Raw genomic sequence first — 18731 nt, 5'->3', positions numbered from 1 at the left:
GCGAGCCCGGCATCCCCGCCGCGTCACGCGAGCCGCTTCTCCAGCAGTGTCACCCCGTACGGGCTCCCCGTGCCGCCGTCCTTCGCGGGCTGTTCGCCGACGACCGTGTAGCCCGCCGACTCGTAGTACCTGCGCAGGCGGGGGTTGGTGGAAAGGCAGTCGAGGCGGGCGTAGGGGCGGCCCTCGGCGGTGATGCGGGATTCCGCCTCGGCCAGCAGCACGCGGCCCGTGCCCGGTGGGGCCGTGTGCGGGACGGTCATCAGGCGGTGGATGTAGCCCGCGTCGGGCGGGCGGGGGCCCCAGGCGGCGGGGTCGGTCCACCAGAGTTCCCAGCCGCCGGCCAGGTGGTCTCCGGCGTACGCCAGCCAGACCTCGCCGTCCCGCATGACCTGGCGGAAGTGGGCCTCCGTCTTCTCGCCGGGCAGCCACTGCGCGATGCCCCGGGCCAGTTGCCAGAGGGCCGCTGTGTCGCGGAGGCGGACCAGGGCGGGGGCGTCGGCGGGGGTCGCCCTGCGGAACGCCGGCTCGGGCCAGGTGGTGGGGAGCGGTTCCAGGAGGTTCGCCCGGAGCGTGTCGGTCAGGGCCTGCGCGTCGAGGCCGAGGGCCTGGGAGACGTAGGCCTCCATGGAGCCGTAGTGGGCTCTGAAGGACTGCAGGTACAGGCGCATCACGCTCTCGGGGGCGCGGGCGAAGCCCGGCCACGCGGGACTGCGGCCCCCGTTGCGGGTGCGCCAGTCCGCCAGCAGGGCCGGGGTGGCCAGTTCCGTGAGGGAGAAGTCCTCGATGATCGTGTGTTCCGGGACGTCCAGGAGGCCCAGGATCAGGGCCGCCAGCTGGCCCGTGAGGTCCTTGCCGGAGGCGCAGTGGAAGACGAGGGGGTCGTTCGTCCCCGCCACGCGTTCCAGGGCCGCCCGGATCTCCTTCGTGCCGTCCTCGGCGACCTCCAGGTAGCGCTCGGCGAGGTAGGGGCCCGGGGCGACGTCGGGAGTCTGGGCCGCCTGGTCGTAGGGGCGGTGCTCGATGCTCAGGTTGTGGTACGCGAAGGAGTCGTCCGCCGGTACGCGGCCGCGCCGGTCGGCCTCCCAGGGGTGGCGCAGGTCCAGCACCGTGCGGATGCCCAGGGAGAGGAAGCGGTCCCAGTCCGGCGTGCCGGGGTTCAGCTTGCCCAGGGAGTCCGCGCGGAACAGACGGCCCGGGCGGACGCGGTGCCGGCCGTCGGCGGTGCGGTAGCCGCCCAGGTCGCGGAAGTTGTGCAGCGACTCGAAGGATATGTGTCTGTCCACGTTCCCCGACCCTAGGAGATCACCGGGAGTTCTGGCCGCGGCTCACCGTTCCCTGTGCACCTTCGTGTTGGACGCCTGGGCGCGCGGGCGCAGGACGAGCAGGTCGACGTTGACGTGGCTGGGGCGGGTCACCGCCCAGGTGATCGTGTCCGCCACGTCGTCCGCCGTGAGCGGCTCGGCCACGCCCTCGTAGACCTTCCGCGCCTTCTCCTGATCGCCGCCGAAGCGGGTCAGCGCGAACTCGTCGGTCTTGACCATGCCGGGGGCGATCTCGATGACCCGGACCGGCCGGCCGACGATCTCCAGGCGCAGGGTCTCGGCGAGGACGTGGGCGCCGTGCTTGGCGGCGACGTAGCCCGCGCCGCCCTCGTACGTGCCGTGGCCGGCGGTGGAGGAGACCACGACGACGGTGCCGTCGCCGCTCGCGTCCAGCTTGGGCAGGAGGGCCTGGGTGAGATTCAGGGTGCCGATGACATTGGTCTCGTACATCGTGCGCCAGTCGGCCGGGTCACCGGTCGCGACGGTGTCGGCGCCCAGCGCGCCGCCCGCGTTGTTGACGAGCACGCCGATCGTCTTGAAGGCGGTGGCGAACTCGTCGACGGCCGCGCGGTCGGTGACGTCCAGCTGGTACGCCGTCGCCGAGCCGCCGGCCGCGGTGATCTCCTCGGCGAGCTGCTCGATGCGGTCCTTGCGGCGCGCGGTCAGGACCACGCGGTAGCCGGCCGCGGCGAGCTGCCGGGCGGTGGCGGCGCCGATTCCGCTGCTCGCACCGGTGACGACGGCAATGCGGGAGGCGGCGGACGGTGCGGCGGTGGCCATGGGGGTGCTCCTCGGGTCGTCGGCGGTCGGGCGTTCGTACGGTCGGCTTCCGCCGCACAGGATAGGTGGCGGGGACAGGCGTACGGCTCGGTGTCCGGGGCGTGGAACGGGATGTCCGCGGCGGCTGCCGCGGACCCGCCGGGGGCCGGGTCGCGTGAGAAAATCGAGGTGGGTGATCCCCTGAGTACGGAGGTGGATCATGAGTGAAGCGCGTGACGTCATGGACCGGCTCACCGAGGCGCTCACGACGAAGGCGGACGCGAAGCTCATCGCCGAGTTGTACGCGCCGGACGCGGTCGCCGTGACCCCGGACGGCGGGGAGCTGCACGGGCGCGAGAACATCGCGGACTACTGGCGGCAGATGACCGAGATGCTCACCGAGGCCCGCTACGAGTCGGTGTACTCGTACGAGGTCGGCGACACCGCCATCGACGAGGGCTTCTTCCACGGCAGGAACACGGGGCCGATCCCGCTGCCGTCGGGGGAGACACTGCCCGCCACCCAGAAGGAGATCCGGATCCGCGGGGTCGACTTCGCGAAGGTGCGGGACGGCCGGATCGTCAGTTACCGGCTGTACTTCGACCAGATGGATTTCCTGTCGCAGCTCGGGCTGCTGCCGGAGGAGCTGATCTGAGACCGGCGCTCAGTCGCCTCGCGGTGCCCACATGATCACGGCCATGCCCGCGAGGCAGATCAGCGCGCCTGCGATGTCCCAGCGGTCGGGGCGGTAGCCGTCGGCGACCGCGCCCCACAGGAGCGAGCCGGCGACGAAGATGCCGCCGTACGCGGCGAGGATGCGGCCGAAGTGGGCGTCCGGCTGGAAGGTGGCGACGAAGCCGTAGGCGCCGAGCGCGAGGACACCGCCCGTCAACCACAGCCAGCCGCGCTGCTCGCGCACGCCCTGCCAGACCAGCCAGGCGCCGCCGATCTCGAAGAGGGCGGCGAGGACGAACAGGGCGGCGGAGCGGACGACGAGCATGCGTGCAGCCTCGCACGGCGTTCCCCGCGGTGGCCCCACGGGGGACTCGTACGCCTGGTGACACAGCCTCCCTCTCAATTCCGACTACGATCGCTTCGCACGGCGCGAACTAAGGGGTGCACGCCATGTCCGGGAACGCGCGGTCGCGGCTGTTGGATGAGTTGTCCAGCGTCTCGCGCCGCTACATGGCCTCGTACGCCCTCTTCAACCAGGCCGTCGCCGATCATCTGGGCCTGCACCCCACGGATCTGCAGTGCCTGAATCTGCTGACGCTGGAGCGTGAGCCGGTGACGACGGGCCGGGTGGCCGAGCTGACGGGGCTGACGACCGGGTCGGCGACGCGGTTGGTGGACCGGCTGGAGCGGGCCGGGTACGTGGTCCGGGAACGGGACGCCGGCGACCGGCGGCGGGTGCTCGTGGCGACGGTGCCGGAGAAGATCGTCGAGTTCGGGCGGATGTGGGACCGGCTCGGCGGCGGCTGGGTGGCGCTCTTCGACGACCTCGACGACTCCGAACTGACCCTGCTGATCGACCACATGAGGCGTACGACGGAGTTCAGCGCGGCCCAGGTCACCCGGTTGCGGGAGGGACGGGTCTAGGGCCTGTTGTTCGGATCGCGCCGCAGACGCGGGGCCTGGGGCCCGCTCACCGGCACCGACGAGGCACCGTCGATCCGCGCGCCCCACCGGCTCGTCGTACGGGAGCGCACCGCGGTCCGCCGGCCGGCCCGCCTGACGAGGTGGTCGGGCGCACCTCTTTTCACCGAGGCGGTCCGCCGGCCGTTCAGTCGTGCTGCGCGCCGTTCTCGCCGTCGTACCGCTCCCGTGCCGCGTGCACCTCGTCGATGTGGGTCTCCGCCCAGTCCTTCACGGCGGTCAGCAGAAGGGCGAGGCTGCGGCCCAGCGGGGTGAGCGCGTAGTCGACGCGTACCGGGACGGAGGGCGTGACCGTGCGGACGAGGATGCCGTCGCGTTCCAGGCTGCGCAGGGTCTGGGTCAGCATCTTCGGGCTGACGCCGGCGATCTTGCGGCCGAGGTCGCTGTAGCGCAGGGGGCCGCCGTGGGAGAGGGCCGCGACGACCAGGCTGACCCACTTGTCGCTGAGGCGGCCGAGGAGCTGGTTGGTGGGGCAGCCCCGGATGAAGGCGTCGTACTCGGCGCGCGCCTGTTCGCGCCGCTGGGCCGCTGTCATGGTCGCCATGGCTCTCCTCCGGGTGAGGTAGGCACCTTCGGGTAACTACTTCCCGATGGATAGTAGCTCTTCCTAGGGTTGCGGCACAGGGCGAGGCCGGGCGACAGGAGCCCGCAAGTGCCCGATGACCAGGGAGAGTTGGCATGCGTGCAGCAGTGGTGACGTCGTTCGGCGGACCCGAGGCCGTCGAGGTCGTGGACGTCGAGGTGCCGGAGCCGGGCGCGCGGCAGGTGCGGATCAAGGTCGCGGCGGCCGCGCTGAACCCGGTGGACGCGGGGGTGCGGGAGGGTGTGTTCGGGGGCGCGGGCAAGCAAATCGGTCTCGGCTGGGACGTCGCCGGGACGGTGGACGCGACCGGGGTGGCCACCGCCTGGAGCGTCGGCGACGAGGTGGTGGCGCTGGACTACGGCATGGTGAAGCCGCTCGGCACGCACGCCGAGTACGTCGTGGTGGACACGGACGCGGTGGCCACAGCGCCGGCGACGGCCGACGCGGTGCACGCGGCGACCCTCCCGCTGAACGCCCTGACCGCCATGCAGGCCCTGGACCTGCTGGATCCGGCGCCGGGCGGGTCGCTGCTGGTGACGGGTGCGGCGGGCGCGGTCGGCGGGTTCGCCGTCCAGCTCGCCGCCCACCGCGGGATCGCGGTGACCGCGCTGGCCCGGGAGGACGACGAGGAGCTCGTACGGTCGCTGGGGGCCGCCCGCTTCATCGCCGGGGACGTCGAATCGGGCGGCTTCGACGCCGTGCTGGACGCGGCGGTCCTCGGCGAGCGGGCCCTGGCCCGGGTGCGGGACGGCGGTGCCTACGTCGGTGTCATCCCGCAGGCCCAGCCCGCCGCCGAGCGCGGGGTGCGCACCGGCGCGGTGGAGGTGAGCGCCGACGGGGCGCGCCTGGCGGAGCTGGTCCGGCTGGTCGACGCGGGTGTCCTGACCTTGCGGGTGGCCGAGACGTACGCCCTGCAGGAGGCGGCGAAGGCACACGCCCGGCTGGGCGAGGGCGGGGTGCGGGGGCGGCTGGTGCTGGTTCCCTGACAGGTCAGTGGTGTTGTTCCTCCGGCGCCTTGCGCGGCAGCAGTCGTACGAGGGGCAGGCACAGGGCGACGGCCGCCGCGACCACGGTGAGGCTCACGTTCATGGCGTGGGACTCGCCGCCGGCCGTGGCCTTGAAGTAGACGGTCGTCACGGCGGCCGCGCCCATCGCGTTGGCGAGTTGCTGGACGGCGTTGAGGGAGCCGCTCGCGCTGCCCGCCTCCTCGGGGGTGATGTCCCCGATGGTGACGTCGTAGACCGTGCCGAAGCAGGTGCCCATGCCGAGGCCGATGACGAGCAGGGAAGGCGCCAGGGCCCAGCCGCTCGTCAGGTCCGCGGAGCTCATGGCGAACAGGCCGGCGCATCCGGCCAGGATGATCAGCAGTCCGGCGAGGACGAGTCGGCGGCCGTAGGTGTGGATGAGCCGGTAGCAGGCGATCGAGGCGACGACGATGCCGGCGGACAGCGGGATCAGGCCGAGCGCGGTGCCCGCGGGGCCGCGGCCGAGGCCGCGCTGGAGGTAGAGGGAGACGGCGTAGAGGAGCCCGGCGACCGCGGCGAAGGAGACGATGCCGAGCAGCAGGCCGGAGGTGAAGCCGCGGTTGCGCAGCAGGGTCGGCCGGATGAGGGGGTCGGTGGCGGTGCGCTGGCGGTGCCAGAACCCGGCGAACAGGGCGAGGCCCAGCAGGAGCAGGGTGAGCGGGCGGGCGGTCCAGCCCTGCGCGGAGCCGTCGATGAGGCCGCCGAGCAGGCCGAGCATGGCGCCGCCGAGCAACGCGGAGCCGGGTCCGTCGATGACGGTGCCGGGTGTTCCCGTGTCGCGGGGGAGCAGGCGCAGCGCGGCGAGTATGGCGGCGCCGCCGAGGAGCAGGTTGATCAGGAACATGGGGCGCCAGCCGAGGCCGCCGAGGTCGGCGTCGACGAGGAAGCCGGCGAGGATCGGGCCGCCGATGGCGGACAGGCCCATGACCGGTCCGAAGAGACTGAACGCCTTGCCGATCTGGTCGCGGGGCCAGGTGGTGGCGAGGATGCCGAAGCCCTGCGGGATGACCAGGGCCCCGAAGGCGCCCTGGGCGAGCCGGGCGACGACGAGTTGCTCCGGGCTCCGGGCGAGGCCGCAGGCCAGGGAGGCGACGACGAACCCGGCGAGTCCGGTCAGGAACAGGCGCCGGCGCCCGTACTTGTCGCCGAGCCGCCCGCCGGGCACCAGCAGTACGCCGAGCGCGAGGGCATAGCCGGCGCCGAGCCACTGGACGAGGGCGGGGCCGCCACCGAGGTCGGCGGTGATGGTCGGGGCCGCGATGTTGGTGATCGTGGCGTCGAGCAGGTCGAGGACGTCGGCGGCGAGGACGACGGCGAGGATCGCCCAGCGAGTGCGGGCGGGGAGGGCCGGTCTTTCCTCTTTGTTGTGCAGTATCTGTGTCACGCAGGTAAATATGATTGAGGAAGGCGGGGCGGGTCAACCGGAATAAGTGGAGAGGGGCGGTCGTTCAGCGGTATAGTTGAACGGTCAACAACTTTGGGAGGTTGAGCGACCATGCAGTTCGGGATCTTCAGCGTCGGCGACGTCACGCCGGACCCCACCACGGGTCGTACGCCGAGCGAGCGCGAGCGCATCAAGGCCATGGTCGCCATCGCGCTGAAGGCCGAGGAGGTCGGCCTCGACGTCTTCGCCACCGGCGAGCACCACAACCCGCCGTTCGTGCCGTCGTCACCGACGACCATGCTCGGCTACATCGCGGCGCGGACGGAGAAGCTGATCCTCTCCACCTCCACCACCCTGATCACCACCAACGACCCGGTGAAGATCGCCGAGGACTTCGCGATGCTCCAGCACCTGGCCGACGGGCGCGTGGACCTCATGATGGGCCGCGGCAACACCGGCCCGGTCTACCCCTGGTTCGGGCAGGACATCCGGCAGGGCATCAACCTCGCCATCGAGAACTACGCCCTGCTGCACCGGCTGTGGCGCGAGGACGTCGTGGACTGGGAGGGGAAGTTCCGCACCGCGCTCCAGGGCTTCACCTCCACGCCCCGGCCGCTGGACGGCGTGCCGCCGTTCGTCTGGCACGGCTCCATCCGCTCCCCGGAGATCGCCGAGCAGGCCGCGTACTACGGCGACGGCTTCTTCCACAACAACATCTTCTGGCCGGCCGACCACACCAAGCGGATGGTCGAGCTGTACCGGAGCCGGTACGCCCACTACGGCCACGGCACGGCCGAGCAGGCCATCGTCGGCCTGGGCGGCCAGGTGTTCATGCGCAAGAACTCCCAGGACGCCGTCCGCGAGTTCCGGCCGTACTTCGACGTCGCGCCGGTCTACGGGCACGGGCCCTCCCTGGAGGACTTCACCGACCAGACCCCGCTGACCGTCGGCTCCCCGCAGCAGGTCATCGAGAAGACGCTGGCCTTCCGCGAGTACGCCGGTGACTACCAGCGCCAGCTGTTCCTCGTCGACCACGCCGGGCTGCCGCTGAAGACCGTCCTGGAGCAGCTCGACATGCTCGGCGAGGAGGTCGTACCGGTGCTGCGCGAGGAGTTCGCCAAGGGCCGCCCGGCGGACGTGCCGGAGGCCCCCACCCACCAGTCGCTGCTCACCCAGGCGCGGAAGGAGACCGTCGCATGAGGCTCGTCGTCGTCTCGGCGGGACTGAGCGTCCCGTCCTCCACCCGGCTGCTCGCCGACCGGCTGGCCACGGCGACCGCCGGGCGGACCTCGGCGGAGATCCAGGTCGTCGAGTTGCGCGACCTCGCCGTGGAGATCGCGCACAACTTCACCAACGGCTTCCCCGGGCGCGGTCTGAGCGCCGCTCTCGACGCCGTGACCTCGGCCGACGGTCTCATCGTGGTCACCCCGGTGTTCTCGGCGTCGTACAGCGGGCTGTTCAAGTCGTTCTTCGACGTGATCGACCCGGACGCGCTCAGCGGGAAGCCGGTGCTGATCGCCGCGACCGGCGGCAGCGCCCGGCACTCCCTCGTCCTGGAGCACGCCCTGCGACCGCTCTTCTCCTACCTGCGGGCCGTCGTCGTACCCACCGCGGTGTACGCCGCCTCGGAGGACTGGGGTGCCGAGGGGCTGCCCGAGCGGATCGAGCGGGCGGCGGGGGAGCTGGCCGCGCTGATGGCGGGGCTGTCGGCGCGCGGGGGCGGCCCCACCGCGCAGGCGGAGCGCCCGACGGCCACCGCGACGGCCACCGAGGGCGACGCACACCTGGAGGTCGTGCCGTTCGCCGAACAGCTCGCGGCGCTGCGGCCCACGGGGTGAGACGGGCGGCTCGCGGCGCGGCGGCCCACGGGTGAGACGGGCAGCTCGCGACGCGGCGGCCCACGGGGTGAGACGACGGCCGGACAGCGGGTCCGGGTTGGGTCGCGGACGGTGAGAGGCCGGTAAAAAGGGTGGTCGCTGTCCCACTCACCCCGGCCGCAGCACCGCGAGCCGGGGCACACTGGGGGCGTGCCCCAGACAGTGCTCCTCGCCGAAGACGACCGCGCCATCCGTCACGCCCTGGAGCGTGCCCTGACGCTGGAGGGCTACCGGGTCACCGCGGTCGCCGACGGCGTGGAGGCGCTGGCGCACGCCCACAAGAGCCCGCCCGACGTGCTCGTCCTCGACGTGATGATGCCCGGCATCGACGGCCTGCAGGTCTGCCGGGTCCTGCGCGCCGAGGGCGACCGCACGCCGATCCTCATGCTCACGGCGCTGGTGGAGACCGCGGACCGGATCGCGGGACTGGACGCGGGCGCCGACGACTACGTCGTCAAGCCGTTCGACGTCGAGGAGGTCTTCGCCCGCCTGCGCGCCCTGCTGCGCCGCACGAGCCCCGTCGGCACCGCCGGTACGGCCGTCGCCGCCGGCGCCGGCAGCGAGGCCGTCGCACCCGAGACGCGACGGGAGTCCCTTCCGGCCGGCCGCCACATCGAGGCCGCCGGGCTGCGCATGGACCCGCAGGCACGGCGGGCCTGGCGGAGCGGCCGTGAGCTGGAGCTGACCCGCACCGAGTTCGAACTCCTGGAGCTGCTGGTCCGCAACGCGGGCATCGTCCTCGACCACTCCACCATCTACGACCGCATCTGGGGCTACGACTTCGGCCCCGGCTCCAAGAACCTCGCCGTGTACGTCGGCTACCTGCGCCGCAAGCTCGACCAGCCCGGCGCGCCGCAGCTGATCCACACCGTGCGGGGCGTGGGTTACGTGCTGCGGGAGGACTGAGTGGGCCGCCTCGGGCGGCTGTCGGCGACCCGGCGGGCCCACCTCGTCTCCCTGCGCACCACCTTCGCCGTGTCCTTCGCGGCCGTCACCGCCGCCGTCACCATCGTCGTCGGCATCCTGTCCTACAGCGCGGCCGCCCGGCTCGTGCGCGTGGACCAGCAGTCGGTCTTCGACGAGGTCGTGCAGGACCTGCGGGACGAGGTGCGCCAGCACCGGATGGGCCCCGACGACTTCTCCTCCTCCGCGCCGGGCCACGACCTCGTCCGCCCGGCCCGCACCGATGTACAGGTGCTGGGCCCCGACGGCGGGGTCGTCGACCCGGGCAGACCCGGGCTGCCCGTCACGGTGGACGACCGGCGGATCGCGACCGACCCGAACGCCGGGCGGCTCGCCCGGCACAAGGACGTCGACGTCGGCAGCGACGTCTACCGCGTCGCGACCGTCTCGCTCGGCGGGGGCCGGGGCGCCGTGCAGGTCGCGCAGGAGTTCAGCGACACCGAGGACTTGCTGCGGGCGCTCCAGCAGCGCACCCTGGTGCTGATGATCGCCGTCGTGATCGGGGCGGGCCTGGTCGGCTGGTGGCTCGCGCGCCGCATCACCCGGCGACTGATCATCCTCGCCTCGGCCGCCGAGGACGTCGCCCGCACCCGCCGGCTCGGCATCCAGGTCCCCGTCACCGGCTACGACGAGGTGGGCCGCCTCGGCCGCGCCTTCGACCACATGCTCGGCCGCCTCGCCCAGTCGGAGGAGGACCAGCGCCGGCTCGTGCAGGACGCGGGGCACGAGCTGCGCACGCCGCTGACCTCGCTGCGGACCAACATCTCGCTGCTGCGCCGCATCGACGAGCTGCCCCCGGCCACCCGTGAGGACCTGGTCGCCGACCTCACCCAGGAGGCCCGCGAACTGACCGACCTCGTCAACGAGCTCGTCGACCTCGCGGCCGGGCAGTCCGACACGGAGCCGTCGCAGCGGGTCGACCTCGCCGACATCGCCGAGGACGTCCTGGGGCTCGCCCGCCGCCGCACGGGACGGGAGATCATGCTCCGCACCAGCGGCGACACGACGACGGAAGGACGGCCCGCCATGCTGACGCGGGCGGTGTCGAACCTGGTGGAGAACGCGGCGAAGTTCGACCGGGAGGGCGGCCTGCCCATCGAGATCGTGGTGACGGGGGTCGCCCTCTCCGGTCGCGGGGCGGTCCGCGTCGAGGTCCTCGACCGGGGGCCCGGCATAGAGGAGACCGACCTGGACCGCGTCTTCGACCGCTTCTACCGCGCCGCCGACGCCCGCTCCCTGCCCGGCTCCGGGCTCGGCCTGTCCATCGTGCGGGAGGTGGCCCTCGCCCACGGCGGAGCACCGTTCGCCTTCCGGCGGGACGGGGGCGGGTCGGTGATCGGCTTCACGGTCGGCGGGGGGTCGGCGGAGGACCCGCACCGCGTCGCGTAAGGGCGCTCTCGGAGGTTCAGGGCCCGGCCGGTGGCCGTCGCGCCGGGGCGTCCGGGCGTAGAGAATGGACGTACACCGTGCACTGGCCGCCGAGGAGGTCGCCATGGCAGACGAACACCCCGTGCCGCCCCGGTCGGGGACCGTGCGGATCGCCGAGGCAGACGGGGAACACGCCGTTCTGGCCTTCACCGGTGACCTCGACACACAGGCGCTGCGCGAGCTGGAAGCGCTGCTCCTCGACCGGCGTCTGCGGCGGGCCGGCACGTGGGTGCTGGACATGAGCGGTTTGGTGAGGCTGGACCTCGCCTGCGCCTACGCCCTGCTCCGCGCGGCGACCCGAGCACCGGAACCGGCCGCCCTCACGGTCCGCGGCGCCCGCCGTGACGTACAGCGGACCCTGCGCCGCTCCGGTGTCGACGCGGTGGCCACGGTCGAGGAGTAGCCCGGCCCCTGGCTCCTGGTCTCCGGCTCCTGGTCTCCGGCTCCTGGCCTCCGGCCCCCTCAAGCCATCTCCGCCTGGACCCGGCCCGTGTCGATCGCGTCGACGAGAGCCTGGTGATCCTGCTCGTTCTGGTCGGCGTACAGCTCGGCGAAGGTCGCCAGCGCGCGGTCGAAGACATCGCCGCTGCCCAGGTAGGCCGCGATCGCGATGCGGTCGCCGGACCGGGCGTGGGCGCGGGCCAGGGTGGCGCCGCACAGCTCGGCGAAGAGCGCCATCCGCTTCGGTGACATGTTCTCGGTCACCGCGATGCCCTTCCAGTCCCGCAGCTGACGTACGTAGAAGTCCCGGCGCCGGCCGTCGATGCCGTCGACGCGTTCCCAGCCGAGGAAGATGTCGCTGGTGGCCTGCATCAGCCGCTGGCCCGCGACGACACGCTCGCCCTGGGTGGGGAAGGTGCTCGCGCCGACGTAGGGCGCCAGCACCGACTCGTCGGCCTCCTTGGCCTGGAGGAAGAGCGGGTCCTCGTCGTCCCTGCCCAGCAGCAGCACGATCCAGCAGCGGGTCCCCACACTGCCCACCCCGACGACCTTGCGGGCCACGTCGGCGACGCGGTAGCTCTCCAGCAGGAAGCGCCGGTCGGACTGCACGGTCTGGCCGTACCGCTCGATCAGCCGGCTGATCTCCTTCTCCAGCGCGCCGCGTTCCGCGTAGGGCACCAGGTCCGCGAGCCGTACGAGGAGCGGCGGATCGGAAGCGATCAGGCGCTGTCCGCCGACGACTTGGGTGAGCTTGTCGAAGGCCTGGAGGGTGTCGTGCGAGCGGGCCCGCTCCCTGGCCTGCTCCCAGCGGTCCCGGTCCTCCTTGCTGATCGTCGGCGCGAACTGCTTCTGCAACTCGTCCGCGTCGAAGTGCGTGTACCAGACGGCGAGATTTCCCCGCGCGGCGAAATTCCGCATCCGCTCGCGATAGGACCGCACGGCCCTCCGCACCACCGACGCCCGCTGCTTGGCACTGAATCCATTGGCCCGGCCCGCGATGACCAGACTCGCCGACAGCCGCTTGACGTCCCATTCCCAGGGGCCGGGCAGCGTCTCGTCGAAGTCGTTGATGTCGAACATCAACCGGCGCTCCGGGGAGGCCAGCAGACGGAAGTTCAGCATATGGGCGTCACCGCACAACTGCGCCCGGATTCCACTGCGGGGAGTGTCGGCGAGGTCCGCGGCCATGATGGCGGCGGCGCCGCGATAGAAGCGGAACGGCGATTCGCGCATCCTGCCGTAGCGGATCGGTACGAGTTCCTGCACCCGCTTCGCCGACTGTGCCTCGATGACGTCCACCGGATCGGTGCGCTTCGGCGGCGGGGTGTACTCGGCGTGCGAGGACCGTGGGGCCCTGGACCGGGCGGCCTTGCCGAAGGCGGCGCGCTCTTCGGGGGTGCGGTGCCCCATGTCGTAGCCGGTGGGACTGTCGGTACTGCCGGCGGAAATGGAATCGCTCATCGAGGACGCTCCTCGTGTGGTCGCCGAATTCGACGCGCCGGAATTCCGGCGGGCGACATGGCGCGCGCCGGAATTCGGCGGGCGGCACAGCCCTGTTTTTCAGGGTAGGTCCGACGGATTCGCCCGGCTACCCGGTGCGATCAGGGTCCGGGTGCGGCCGTCCGGGTCCGGTGATGCAATGGTTTGCAAGGGACCCACGAGCACAAGGGGTGAGTCGTGAGCGGGCAGAGCGACGAGATGGGACCCATCGACTACATCGTGGTGGAGTTTCACGGCAACCGAATGACAGGCGAGGGCTTCCCGCTGCTGGTCGATCTCGTGGACCGCGGCCTCATCCGGATCCTCGACCTGGTGTTCATCAGGAAGGAAGAGGACGGCTCGGTGGTCGCGCTGGAGATCGCCGACCTCACCGGTGACGGCAACCTGGATCTCGCGGTCTTCGAGGGTGTCCACTCCGGCCTGCTCGGCCAGGACGACCTGGAAGAGGCGGCCGCCGCCGTGGAACCCGGCAACTCCGCCGGTCTCCTGATCTACGAGAACGTGTGGGCCGCTCCCTTCGCCGCCGCGCTGCGCCGCGGCGGGGCCGAGCTGGTGGCCTCGGGACGACTTCCGGTACAAGCGGTCATCGCCTCGCTGGAAGCGGCGGAGGCCGCCTCCTGACCAGGGCAAGAGAAAGGGACCCGCCATGCCAGGACTCCTTCGCGGTGTGGCACGCACGGCCGTCGTCGCCGGTACGGCGACCGCGGTGTCCAACCGTGTGACGCGCCGCCAGCGGGGACGCTGGGCCGCCCAGCAGGGGTACGCGTACCAGGAACCCGAGCCGCGGTACGCCCGGTACGCCCCCTCGGCACAGCCGCCGCAGGCCGCCGAGCCGGCCGCCGCTCCGGCATCCGACATGGGCAGCACGATCGACCGGCTCAAGCAGCTGGGTGAACTCAAGGCGCAAGGCGTCATCACCGAGGCCGAGTTCGAGGAGCAGAAACACAGGCTTCTGGGCTGAAGATCCATGGCCCCACAGGAACGGAGATCCCTTCATGGCAACCACCGCCACACCTCACCACCGGACAGGTTCCCCGGCCGGCGCCACCGGTCTCACGATGTTCGCCGCCATCATGCTGTTCGTCGCCGGTGTCCTCGATCTCTTCCGCGGCATCATGGCGATCGCCAATGACGACGTCTTCGTGTCCACCCCCAACTACGTCTTCAAGTTCGACCTCACGAGCTGGGGCTGGATCCAGCTGGTCCTCGGCGTCATCGCGATGGTCGTGAGCTTCGGGCTCTTCGCGGTGGCCACCTGGGCCAGGGTCCTCGGCGTCGGCATCGCCGCGCTCCTGATCATCGCCAACTTCCTGTCCATCCCGTACTACCCCGTGTGGTCGATCACGCTGATCGCCCTGTACGGGTTCGTCATCTGGGCCCTGTGCGTCGTGCGGCGCGACTGAACCTCCGGTCGGAGGCGCGGTACACGGCGGGCCGGCCGTGTACCGCGTTTTAACTCCGCTGCGGAAAGCGGCGATTGCTCGACCAGGGCTGTCAAGGCCCGTACCCGTGGTCGGCTTGGGGCCTATGGGCGGGGTCCGACCCCTAGGACGTCGAGCATCGCCCGGGTGGCCGGGCAAAGCGGCTCCACGCCAGATACTCGACGCGATGCGGCCCGTCGACCACCGGGACCAGCGCCAGTTCGGGATCGTCGGCGGCCAGGGGCCGGATGAACGCCGACGGCAGCAGCGCGACGCCGAGTCCGCGCCCGATCAGCCGGGTGATCAGCTCGACGACACCGGCCTCGTAAGCGACCTCGCGGACCAGTCCCGCGGCGGCGAACGCCTTGTCGGACTGGGCTCGGGCGGGGGTTCCGGCCACGAAGTCCACGAACGTCTCCTCGGCGATCTCCTCCAGCGTGACCCGGGCAGCGCCCGCCAACCGGTGCCCGGCCGGCACCACCAGCACATGCTCGTCATGATCGAGGACGACGGTTCCACGCCGGAGGGCCGCTCGCCCTCCGGCAGGCCGAGAAAGGCGATGTCCAATTCGCCGTCCCGGACCGCCGCCGCGAGGTCGTCGCCGCGTCCGGACCGGAGGGCGACGTGGACGTCCGGGTGCTGGGCACGGTACCGCTGCAACAACTCGGGTACGTCGACGGCAGCCGTGGTCACGATCACGCCGACGGCGAGTCGGCCCCGTACCACGCCGGTCGCGGCGCGGATCAGACAGCGGTGGCCGGGCGTGGGCTGCCGTGGAAGACCTGACGGCTGTGCCAGTCGCGGTGGGCGGCCGCCACGGAGCGTGCACCGGGCTGCGGGCCGAGCAGCGGACGGCCCGCGAGGGCTGTGACGTGCTCGCGGGCGGCGGGGCTGTGGCCGATGAAGCGTTGCGAGACCAGGATTCGCTCACCCTCGCCGACGCCGAGGACACCCTTGTCGAGGAGCTTGTGGTGCAGCGAGCACAGACACAGCCCGTTCTCGATGTCGTCGGGGCCGCCGAACGCCCACCACCGCACGTGCGCGGCCTCCAGCCCGACCGGCACCGCGCCGATCCTGCCGTCGTAACCGCAGAAGGCGCACCGGTACTCGTAGGCGGTCAGCACGAGCTCTCGCATACGTCGGTCCCGTTGTCGCCGCACGCTCGGGAGCCGCTCGGTCTCCGCGGGCTCCAGTTCCAGGCCGACGGCTTCGCACAGGTCGCCGTGGAGTGAGGGCGGGAAGTGCTGGTCGAGCAAGAGCCGCGCGATCCTGCCCAGCAGCGGCGGCTCGCGTCGCAGCGCTGCTCGCAGGTCGGGCGCGAGCCGTCCGGTGGCGCCCGTGTCCCGCAGGTCCCGCACCCCGGTCCCGGGGCTGCCGGGCCCACGGTCGGTACGCACTTCCCACACACCGTCGTTGGCCAAGTGGTGGAACGGGTAGGCGGGTGTCGTCCTGTTGGGCGGCCCGTACTCGGTCAGCAGCCGCTGCAGGTCCTGTTCCACCGCGCTGTACCGCAACGAGCCGTCGGCGTCCTCCTGGAACCGGCCGAGGGCGTACAGGAACAGCAGCGGCTTGTGAGGAGCCCGCGTCCCGCTCCTGCTCCATTGCCGCAGTCCCGCGGTGCGCTCGAGCCAGTCCATGGACAGTGATCGTAGGGCCGCCGTCCTCGCCTCTTGGACACGTCGACCCCAGCGGCCACTTCGCACCCGGCTAGGTCTTGGCTCTCACCGTCGCGTCCGGCACCCGCGGTGCCTGCGCGCCCGGCCCGCGCCCGGTGAAGCGCATGGCGACGCAGGCCCCGAGGTACAGGGCGGCCACGATCAGCAGCAGCGCGTGGTAACCCGTCACCAGGGCCAGGTATTCGATCGCGCCCCCGGTCATCGCGCCGAGCAGGTTCGCACCGAACGCGGAGGTCGGGTCCGGGGCGGACGCCAGACGGTCGGAGAAGATGAGGTTGGCGCAGAAGATGGGGGCGAAGGCCAGGGCGATGGCGGCGGCGAGCCGGCCGGCGAAGGGCAGCGAGAGCACGGCCTGGGCGGGGACGAGCCACGCCACGGCCAGGGAGCCGAAGAGCAGGAGTTGCAGCAGCGGCTGGTTGACCCGCCGCAGTCTGCGCCGGACCTCGACCGCCGCGAGGACGGCGAGCAGGACACCGAGGAAGACGAGGGCGTTGACCAGCCAGGTGGTACCGAAGTAGAGCGCGAAGCCGATCACGTTCTTCGTTTCGAGCAGCAGGAAGGCCGCGCCCAGCAGGAACATGTCGATGTACCGGAACGTCTTGCGGACGGACACCCCGGTCAGGCGCACCGACAGGACGGTCACCAGCAGAATTCCGCCCAGCGCGCCCAGGTAGAGCGTGGGGATGCTCCGGTGCAGCAGATACGGGAAGGGGCGGTCGTCGGTCGCGGCGGCCGGGACCGCGCCACTGGCCTGCCAGACCCTCTGGCAGGACTGGTCGGCGGGCGTCATCCCGGCCACCAGCACGGCCGCGGTCCTCTTGAACGTCGTCAGACAGGGGGCGTGGCCGTAGACCTCGTCGAGGGTTCCGGCGAACCGGTCGACCAACCAGCTCTTGCGGTAGTAGTTGTACATGGCGAACGCGCCGTCCGGCTCCAGGTGATCCCGCGCGGCCTCGAACGCCTGCTTGGTGAACAGGTAGCTCTCCAGGCGCAGGTTGCTCGCACCGGACACCAGCGTCAGCGAGTCCGGGAGCGCCAGGACGACGAGGTCGTACTTGGTCTTCGTGCGCTCCAGGAAGGCCCGTCCGTCGTTGATGTGGACGTGCACCCTGGGGTTGTCGTACGGCCTCGCGGGGTGCAGCTGTGCGCCGATCTCCTGCAGCCGGGGATCGATCTCGACCGCGTCCACGCGCTCCGCTCCGTGTGCGAGAGCGACCGCCACGTCGTTGCCGTTGCCGGCCCCGATGATCAGCACGCGCCTGTGCGGGTTGCGGGGCGTCTCGTCGTACGCCGTCCGATAGGGCGAGTCCTGCCGCATCAGCACCGGCAGTGGCGCGGTGCTCTGGTGCTGGACGCCGTTGGCGGAGATGTAATAGGTCCGGGTGGTGGTCGGCGCGGGCTGGACCTCGAGCTTGTAGTAGGGCGACCAGGAGATGCCGGTCGTGATCGTCTCCATGAACAGCGCGGCGACCATCGCCGTGAGGGGAATGCCGTACCGCAGCGTGTTGCGCCGTCCTCCGAGGACCAGCAGGGCCGCGGCGGCGAGTACGCCCCACACGACCGACGGGGCGCGTAGCCAGGACAGCAGGGCGAAGGACGCCGATCCGGTGATGCTGCCGAGCAGGTCGTAGCGGTAGGCGTCGAGCGAGGGGAGCTGACGGAAGAGATCGGCGGTGATCTTGCCGATCCCCGCCATGATCACCGCGGTCAGCAGGAAGATGGCCGGCAGTGTCACCCACTCGGGGAGGCCGGTGGTCTTCACGGCGGTGAAGTAGATGACCTCGTTGCTGCTCTGGCGTACCTGCACCGGGAACTCGCGTACCAGGATGATCAGGAGCGCGAGGGGGACCGGTGTCCAGCGTTTGAGCCACTGTCCGCCCTGGGCGGGGAGCAGGAACCCGATGCCGATGCCCAGGAACGATCCCAGCAGGATGAAGTTCGAGAAGTAGCTGAGATGGACGACGTTGGCGCCCGCCCATCTGATCAGGGCCAACTCGACGAAGAGCATGGTGGTGCTCGCCAGCACGAGCCGCCAGCGCACCCCGCCTTTACTTTGTCCGCTTTTAAGCTGCTTCACGCTGATTTACGGTGCCATCCTCGACGCGATGAGTCGAGGTGCCGTGCCGATCGGCGACGCGCCACTTTTCAGGCGAGCCTGTCACGGTGTGCGGTGCCCTGGTGGCGAACGTGCGGCGGGTGAAGTGTCCGGATCATGCCTCCTGGATCTTGCTGCCCTCGTTCTATGAAGGCGAGGGCAAGCGGCCGGTCCTGGATGCTCGCTGTCGGCGTGGTCATGGCCATCGCGCTCGCCGTGTTCGCGGTCTTCGTGGCGAGGCCCCGGGCGGTCAGTCTCTTGGCGGCGGCGGCTGCTTTTCTTGTTACCGGCGGCATCAAGGTGACGGTGTCGTCCGAGGGCGTCACGGTTGCCTCGGTGCTCGTGCCCTTCCTGCGCCGCCACATCCCGATGGACCGGATCGAGCGCGCGTCGGCGCGCTGGACGCGGCCGATGGAGATCGGCGGCTGGGGCTACCGGTGGAAACCGGGCACGCTGGCCGTGTCCCTGCGGGCGGGCGACGCGCTGTGGCTGGAACTCACCCGTGGAACCCGCTTCGTCATCACTGTCGACGACGCCCGAACGGCAGCCGAACTCATCAACCGCTCTCTGCCGCCACCGAGTGGGGCCGCTGAGCTGGTCA

19 protein-coding genes and 1 pseudogene are annotated in these 18731 nt (G+C 71.4%); 11 read left to right on the top strand and 9 right to left on the bottom strand.

The features are described from left to right. Window positions 1-23 precede the first annotated feature (23 nt). Together IG99_RS16255 and IG99_RS16250 are read right to left on the bottom strand one after the other, a co-directional pair. Window positions 24-1283: a GNAT family N-acetyltransferase gene (locus IG99_RS16255; protein ID WP_037674559.1), complete on the bottom strand. Its 1260-nt coding sequence runs from the start codon at window positions 1281-1283 to the stop codon at window positions 24-26. 42 nt (window positions 1284-1325) lie between these two features. After that, on the bottom strand, window positions 1326-2102 hold the full coding sequence (locus IG99_RS16250) for an SDR family NAD(P)-dependent oxidoreductase (protein ID WP_037674558.1): 777 nt from the start codon (window positions 2100-2102) through the stop codon (window positions 1326-1328). Between the two features lie 199 nt (window positions 2103-2301). Between IG99_RS16250 and IG99_RS16245 the strand changes: the two genes are divergently transcribed. Next, entirely contained in the window at window positions 2302-2736 is a 435-nt protein-coding gene (locus tag IG99_RS16245) for an ester cyclase (protein ID WP_037674555.1), read from the top strand. A 9-nt stretch (window positions 2737-2745) separates the two neighbouring features. Here IG99_RS16245 and IG99_RS16240 read toward each other — a convergent pair whose 3' ends face one another. Next, window positions 2746-3081, bottom strand: a complete 336-nt coding sequence (locus IG99_RS16240; protein WP_037674553.1) for a YnfA family protein — start codon at window positions 3079-3081, stop codon at window positions 2746-2748. 125 nt (window positions 3082-3206) lie between these two features. Here IG99_RS16240 and IG99_RS16235 point away from each other — a divergent pair, with 125 nt between their 5' ends. Next, a complete protein-coding gene (locus IG99_RS16235; RefSeq protein WP_037674661.1) occupies window positions 3207-3680 on the top strand; it encodes a MarR family winged helix-turn-helix transcriptional regulator in 474 nt (157 codons plus the stop codon). A gap of 184 nt (window positions 3681-3864) precedes the next feature. On the opposite strand, the gene IG99_RS16230 is transcribed toward IG99_RS16235, so the two are convergent. Further along, the gene (locus IG99_RS16230) at window positions 3865-4281 is read right to left on the bottom strand and encodes a winged helix-turn-helix transcriptional regulator (RefSeq protein ID WP_037674550.1); all 417 of its coding nucleotides are present in this window, start codon (window positions 4279-4281) and stop codon (window positions 3865-3867) included. A gap of 134 nt (window positions 4282-4415) precedes the next feature. Here IG99_RS16230 and IG99_RS16225 point away from each other — a divergent pair, with 134 nt between their 5' ends. Further along, window positions 4416-5306, top strand: a complete 891-nt coding sequence (locus IG99_RS16225) for an NADP-dependent oxidoreductase (RefSeq protein ID WP_037674548.1) — start codon at window positions 4416-4418, stop codon at window positions 5304-5306. 4 nt (window positions 5307-5310) lie between these two features. Here the strand turns inward: IG99_RS16225 and IG99_RS16220 are convergent, their stop codons facing one another. Continuing rightward, window positions 5311-6729 carry an MFS transporter gene (locus IG99_RS16220; RefSeq protein ID WP_037674546.1) on the bottom strand — a complete coding sequence of 473 codons (1419 nt, stop codon included), beginning with the start codon at window positions 6727-6729 and terminating at the stop codon, window positions 5311-5313. 111 nt (window positions 6730-6840) lie between these two features. Between IG99_RS16220 and IG99_RS16215 the strand changes: the two genes are divergently transcribed. The 5 genes from IG99_RS16215 to IG99_RS16195 all read left to right on the top strand — a co-directional run bounded on the left by IG99_RS16215 (window position 6841) and on the right by IG99_RS16195 (window position 11400). Then, on the top strand, window positions 6841-7929 hold the full coding sequence (locus IG99_RS16215) for an LLM class flavin-dependent oxidoreductase (RefSeq protein ID WP_037674545.1): 1089 nt from the start codon (window positions 6841-6843) through the stop codon (window positions 7927-7929). Further along, window positions 7926-8567 carry an FMN reductase gene (locus tag IG99_RS16210; protein ID WP_037674544.1) on the top strand — a complete coding sequence of 214 codons (642 nt, stop codon included), beginning with the start codon at window positions 7926-7928 and terminating at the stop codon, window positions 8565-8567. The genes IG99_RS16215 and IG99_RS16210 overlap by 4 nt, the downstream gene beginning before the upstream one ends. A 189-nt stretch (window positions 8568-8756) precedes the next feature. After that, window positions 8757-9512: a response regulator transcription factor gene (locus IG99_RS16205; RefSeq protein ID WP_199815533.1), complete on the top strand. Its 756-nt coding sequence runs from the start codon at window positions 8757-8759 to the stop codon at window positions 9510-9512. Further along, window positions 9513-10958, top strand: a complete 1446-nt coding sequence (locus tag IG99_RS16200) for a sensor histidine kinase (protein WP_037674541.1) — start codon at window positions 9513-9515, stop codon at window positions 10956-10958. 103 nt (window positions 10959-11061) lie between these two features. Further along, window positions 11062-11400, top strand: a complete 339-nt coding sequence (locus tag IG99_RS16195) for an STAS domain-containing protein (RefSeq protein ID WP_051865470.1) — start codon at window positions 11062-11064, stop codon at window positions 11398-11400. Between the two features lie 59 nt (window positions 11401-11459). On the opposite strand, the gene IG99_RS16190 is transcribed toward IG99_RS16195, so the two are convergent. Next, window positions 11460-12848, bottom strand: coding sequence for a DUF2252 domain-containing protein (locus IG99_RS16190; RefSeq protein WP_037674659.1), 1389 nt, complete (start codon window positions 12846-12848; stop codon window positions 11460-11462). Between the two features lie 288 nt (window positions 12849-13136). Here IG99_RS16190 and IG99_RS16185 point away from each other — a divergent pair, with 288 nt between their 5' ends. Genes IG99_RS16185 through IG99_RS16175 form a run of 3 tightly spaced genes read left to right on the top strand, consistent with a single transcriptional unit; the run spans window position 13137 to window position 14341 of the window. After that, on the top strand, window positions 13137-13559 hold the full coding sequence (locus tag IG99_RS16185; protein ID WP_037674658.1) for a DUF6325 family protein: 423 nt from the start codon (window positions 13137-13139) through the stop codon (window positions 13557-13559). Window positions 13560-13584: 25 nt separating this feature from the next. Then, complete coding sequence (locus tag IG99_RS16180) at window positions 13585-13899, top strand: SHOCT domain-containing protein (RefSeq protein ID WP_037674539.1); 315 nt, start codon at window positions 13585-13587, stop codon at window positions 13897-13899. Window positions 13900-13933: 34 nt separating this feature from the next. Beyond that, window positions 13934-14341: a DUF7144 family membrane protein gene (locus IG99_RS16175; RefSeq protein WP_037674537.1), complete on the top strand. Its 408-nt coding sequence runs from the start codon at window positions 13934-13936 to the stop codon at window positions 14339-14341. Between the two features lie 122 nt (window positions 14342-14463). On the opposite strand, the pseudogene IG99_RS16170 reads toward IG99_RS16175, so the two are convergent. From IG99_RS16170 to IG99_RS16160, 3 genes and pseudogenes are all read right to left on the bottom strand, one after another. Beyond that, window positions 14464-15097 (bottom strand): annotated as a pseudogene (locus IG99_RS16170) (LysR substrate-binding domain-containing protein); the annotation flags it as partial. Window positions 15098-15102: 5 nt separating this feature from the next. Further along, window positions 15103-15996 (bottom strand): phosphorothioated DNA-binding restriction endonuclease, encoded by an 894-nt coding sequence (locus tag IG99_RS16165; RefSeq protein ID WP_037674535.1) that lies wholly within the window; start codon window positions 15994-15996, stop codon window positions 15103-15105. A 70-nt stretch (window positions 15997-16066) separates the two neighbouring features. After that, the gene (locus IG99_RS16160) at window positions 16067-18112 is read right to left on the bottom strand and encodes a spermidine synthase (RefSeq protein ID WP_234311862.1); all 2046 of its coding nucleotides are present in this window, start codon (window positions 18110-18112) and stop codon (window positions 16067-16069) included. Between the last annotated feature and the right edge of the window lie 619 nt (window positions 18113-18731).

The sequence above is a fragment of the Streptomyces griseus subsp. griseus genome (assembly GCF_000720255.1).
Lineage (GTDB): Bacteria > Actinomycetota > Actinomycetes > Streptomycetales > Streptomycetaceae > Streptomyces > Streptomyces griseus_I.
The sequence above is the reverse complement of the archived record's forward strand: the minus strand, read 5'-3'. Positions and strand labels throughout refer to the sequence as shown.